A 5,074-nucleotide genomic window follows, 5' to 3' on the forward strand; every position below is an offset into this window, starting at 1 on the left:
AAAGCGAAAGACAGAAAAGATCATTGACATACAATATAACAACCAAGTAAGGAAAAACTAAAGCGTTAAAAAACTTTGAGTGAGTCAGACAAACATACAATGGAGAGTTTGATCCTGGCTCAGGATGAACGCTAGCGGGAGGCCTAACACATGCAAGCCGAGCGGTATTGTTTCTTCGGAAATGAGAGAGCGGCGTACGGGTGCGGAACACGTGTGCAACCTGCCTTTATCTGGGGGATAGCCTTTCGAAAGGAAGATTAATACCCCATAATATTTAGAATGGCATCATTTTAAATTGAAAACTCCGGTGGATAGAGATGGGCACGCGCAAGATTAGATAGTTGGTGAGGTAACGGCTCACCAAGTCTACGATCTTTAGGGGGCCTGAGAGGGTGATCCCCCACACTGGTACTGAGACACGGACCAGACTCCTACGGGAGGCAGCAGTGAGGAATATTGGACAATGGGTTAGCGCCTGATCCAGCCATCCCGCGTGAAGGACGACGGCCCTATGGGTTGTAAACTTCTTTTGTATAGGGATAAACCTACCCTCGTGAGGGTAGCTGAAGGTACTATACGAATAAGCACCGGCTAACTCCGTGCCAGCAGCCGCGGTAATACGGAGGGTGCAAGCGTTATCCGGATTTATTGGGTTTAAAGGGTCCGTAGGCGGATTTGTAAGTCAGTGGTGAAATCTCACAGCTTAACTGTGAAACTGCCATTGATACTGCAAGTCTTGAGTGTTGTTGAAGTAGCTGGAATAAGTAGTGTAGCGGTGAAATGCATAGATATTACTTAGAACACCAATTGCGAAGGCAGGTTACTAAGCAACAACTGACGCTGATGGACGAAAGCGTGGGGAGCGAACAGGATTAGATACCCTGGTAGTCCACGCCGTAAACGATGCTAACTCGTTTTTGGGCTTTTGGGTTCAGAGACTAAGCGAAAGTGATAAGTTAGCCACCTGGGGAGTACGAACGCAAGTTTGAAACTCAAAGGAATTGACGGGGGCCCGCACAAGCGGTGGATTATGTGGTTTAATTCGATGATACGCGAGGAACCTTACCAAGGCTTAAATGGGAAATGACAGGTTTAGAAATAGACTTTTCTTCGGACATTTTTCAAGGTGCTGCATGGTTGTCGTCAGCTCGTGCCGTGAGGTGTTAGGTTAAGTCCTGCAACGAGCGCAACCCCTGTCACTAGTTGCCATCATTAAGTTGGGGACTCTAGTGAGACTGCCTACGCAAGTAGAGAGGAAGGTGGGGATGACGTCAAATCATCACGGCCCTTACGCCTTGGGCCACACACGTAATACAATGGCCGGTACAGAGGGCAGCTACACAGCGATGTGATGCGAATCTCGAAAGCCGGTCTCAGTTCGGATTGGAGTCTGCAACTCGACTCTATGAAGCTGGAATCGCTAGTAATCGCGCATCAGCCATGGCGCGGTGAATACGTTCCCGGGCCTTGTACACACCGCCCGTCAAGCCATGGAAGTCTGGGGTACCTGAAGTCGGTGACCGTAACAGGAGCTGCCTAGGGTAAAACAGGTAACTAGGGCTAAGTCGTAACAAGGTAGCCGTACCGGAAGGTGCGGCTGGAACATCTCATTTTAGAGCGTTGAAGAACGTTAAACAAAATTAGTATCGAAAGATACAAGTACTTACTTCAAAGTAAAGCTTTAGTTTTTTGTTTGGTTGGTTATATTACAAATACAAAACCCACTAGAAATTAGTATAGGGAAGAGATACAAGAAGAAAGAGAAAAAGAAGAAAGATATAGACTTTAGAGTCTTGTTTCTTGGTTCTTTTATCTTTAAATCTAATGAAGTCTCGTAGCTCAGCTGGTTAGAGCGCTACACTGATAATGTAGAGGTCGGCAGTTCGAGCCTGCCCGAGACTACTAATTAAAGCGGTAAGCTTGTAAGCTTGAAGCAGTAGGCGTTTGCCTAAAGCTTATAGCGTAAAGCCTACAGCACCTAGAGGGGGAATTAGCTCAGCTGGCTAGAGCGCCTGCCTTGCACGCAGGAGGTCAAGGGTTCGACTCCCTTATTCTCCACCATCATAGATGGTTTAATTTTAAAAAAGCAGATAGAGCCAACAACAATATTTGCGAATTAGATCAGAAATAGAATTAAGATCATTGACATTAACGGTAAAGACATCACAAAGAGATAACCGAGCACTTTCGAGTGCCGAGTTTATAAAAATATCGATAAATTTTATTTATCAAAAAATACTGAACTAATATAAATATTAGGAAAGAAATCGTTAAGGGCGTATGGCGGATGCCTAGGCTTTCAGAGGCGACGAAGGACGTGGTAAGCTGCGAAAAGCTGCGGGGATTGGCACACACGAATTGATCCGCAGATGTCCGAATGGGGCAACCCGGCATGTTGAAGACATGTCATCCCTTAGGGGAAGCAAACCCGGAGAACTGAAACATCTAAGTACCCGGAGGAAAAGAAATCGAAGAGATTCCGTAAGTAGTGGCGAGCGAAAGCGGATTAGCCCAAAAGCTAATTTATGTTTAATAGAATGTTCTGGAAAGAACAGCCGTAGCGGGTGATAGCCCCGTATATGAAAGGCATATTTAAGTGATAAATGAGTAGGGCGGGACACGTGAAATCCTGTCTGAATATGGGGGGACCATCCTCCAAGGCTAAATACTCCTGAAAGACCGATAGTGAACAAGTACTGTGAAGGAAAGGTGAAAAGCACTTCGAATAGAAGGGTGAAATAGAACCTGAAACCGTACGCCTACAAGCGGTCGGAGCACCTATATGGTGTGACGGCGTGCCTTTTGCATAATGAGCCTACGAGTTAATTTTACTAGCGAGGTTAAGGTATTAAGTACCGGAGCCGGAGCGAAAGCGAGTCTGAATAGGGCGTATAGTTAGTAGGATTAGACGCGAAACCTTGTGATCTACCCATGGGCAGGTTGAAGCTCTGGTAACACAGAGTGGAGGACCGAACCGGTTGACGTTGAAAAGTCTTCGGATGACCTGTGGGTAGGGGTGAAAGGCCAATCAAACTGGGAGATAGCTCGTACTCTCCGAAATGCATTTAGGTGCAGCGTCGTATATAAGTTTATTAGAGGTAGAGCTACTGATTGGATGCGGGGGTTTCATCGCCTACCAATTCCTGACAAACTCCGAATGCTAATAAATGTTCTACGGCAGTGAGGGCATGGGTGCTAAGGTCCATGTCCGAGAGGGAAAGAACCCAGACCAACAGCTAAGGTCCCAAAATATATGTTAAGTTGAAGCAACGCGGTTGGACTGCATTGACAGCTAGGATGTTGGCTTGGAAGCAGCCATTCATTTAAAGAGTGCGTAACAGCTCACTAGTCGAGCGGTCCGGCATGGATAATAATCGGGCATAAACATATTACCGAAGCTATGGATTTGTACTTTAGGTACATCTGGTAGGAGAGCATTCTATTTGCGCCGAAGCAGTACTGTGAGGTATTGTGGAGCGGATAGAAAAGAAAATGTAGGCATAAGTAACGATAAAGCGGGCGAGAAACCCGCTCACCGAAAGACTAAGGTTTCCTCAGCCATGCTAATCAGCTGAGGGTTAGTCGGGACCTAACGCGAACCCGAAAGGGGTAGTGGATGGACAATGGGTTAATATTCCCATACTTGCTCACACTAAAAAGGGGACGGAGTGCCGTACTTACTGGAGACTGACGGAATAGTCAAGGCCTAGCCTTCGGGCGAAGCTGCTGTAGGGAAAGTGCTTCCAAGAAAAGCCGAAGTGAAGCAACCCGTACCAAAACCGACACAGGTAGTCGAGGAGAGAATCCTAAGGTGCTAGAGTGAATCATGGTTAAGGAACTAGGCAAAATAGTCTCGTAACTTCGGGAGAAGAGACGCCAACAGCAATGTTGGCCGCAGTAAAGAGGCCCAGGCGACTGTTTATCAAAAACACAGGACTCTGCAAAATCGAAAGATGCAGTATAGGGTCTGACACCTGCCCGGTGCTGGAAGGTTAAGGAAGGTGCTTAGGGTTAAACCGAAGGCATTAACTGAAGCCCCAGTAAACGGCGGCCGTAACTATAACGGTCCTAAGGTAGCGAAATTCCTTGTCGGGTAAGTTCCGACCTGCACGAATGGTGTAACGATCTGGGCACTGTCTCAACCATGAGCTCTGTGAAATTGTAGTCTCGGTGAAGATGCCGAGTACCCGCAATGGGACGAAAAGACCCTGTGAACCTTTACTATAACTTCGTATTGACTTTGAGTAAGTAATGTGTAGGATAGGTGGGAGGCTATGAAGCTGGCACGCTAGTGTTGGTGGAGCCGACGTTGAAATACCACCCTTTACTTACTTGGAGCCTAACTTCTTTTAGAAGGACATTGCGTGGTGGGTAGTTTGACTGGGGTGGTCGCCTCCAAAAGAGTAACGGAGGCTTTCAAAGGTACCCTCAGCACGCTTGGTAACCGTGCGTAGAGTGTAATGGCATAAGGGTGCTTGACTGTGAGACCAACAAGTCGATCAGGTGCGAAAGCAGGACATAGTGATCCGGTGGTTCCGTATGGAAGGGCCATCGCTCATAGGATAAAAGGTACTCCGGGGATAACAGGCTAGTCTCCCCCAAGAGCTCACATCGACGGGGAGGTTCGGCACCTCGATGTCGGCTCGTCACATCCTGGGGCTGGAGAAGGTCCCAAGGGTTGGGCTGTTCGCCCATTAAAGTGGCACGCGAGCTGGGTTCAGAACGTCGTGAGACAGTTCGGTCTCTATCTATTGCGGGCGTTAGATGTTTGAGAGGGCTTGATTCTAGTACGAGAGGACCGAATTGAACAAACCTCTGGTGTATCAGTTGTACCGCCAGGTGCACTGCTGAGTAGCTACGTTTGGAAGAGATAAGCACTGAAAGCATATAAGTGCGAAACTCGCCTCAAGATGAGACATCTTTTAAGGGTCGTTGGAGATGACGACGTTGATAGGCTACAGGTGTAAAGACAGTAATGTCATAGCCGAGTAGTACTAATTACCCGTAGATTTATAGCCTGATATGGCGCACGAAAGTGCAGCAAGGTTAGCTCTTTGTGAAAGTTTTTATCGAT

General features: G+C 47.3%; 2 tRNA genes and 2 rRNA genes. All 4 read left to right on the forward strand.

Going from position 1 to position 5,074, the window contains the following annotated elements:
* Window positions 1–96: 96 nt before the first annotated feature.
* A 16S ribosomal RNA gene (locus DRF67_RS21185) occupies window positions 97–1,613 on the forward strand.
* Window positions 1,614–1,828: 215 nt separating this feature from the next.
* A tRNA-Ile gene (locus DRF67_RS21190) sits at window positions 1,829–1,902 on the forward strand.
* An 82-nt stretch (window positions 1,903–1,984) separates the two neighbouring features.
* Window positions 1,985–2,061: transfer RNA gene (locus tag DRF67_RS21195), tRNA-Ala, on the forward strand.
* A 199-nt stretch (window positions 2,062–2,260) separates the two neighbouring features.
* Window positions 2,261–5,018, forward strand: a 23S ribosomal RNA gene (locus tag DRF67_RS21200).
* Together the 16S and 23S rRNA genes with 2 tRNA genes alongside form the textbook arrangement of a ribosomal RNA operon.
* Window positions 5,019–5,074 lie beyond the last annotated feature (56 nt).

Origin of the sequence: Chryseobacterium pennipullorum, assembly GCF_003384725.1 — a bacterium.
GTDB classification, from domain to species: Bacteria; Bacteroidota; Bacteroidia; order Flavobacteriales; family Weeksellaceae; genus Chryseobacterium; species Chryseobacterium pennipullorum.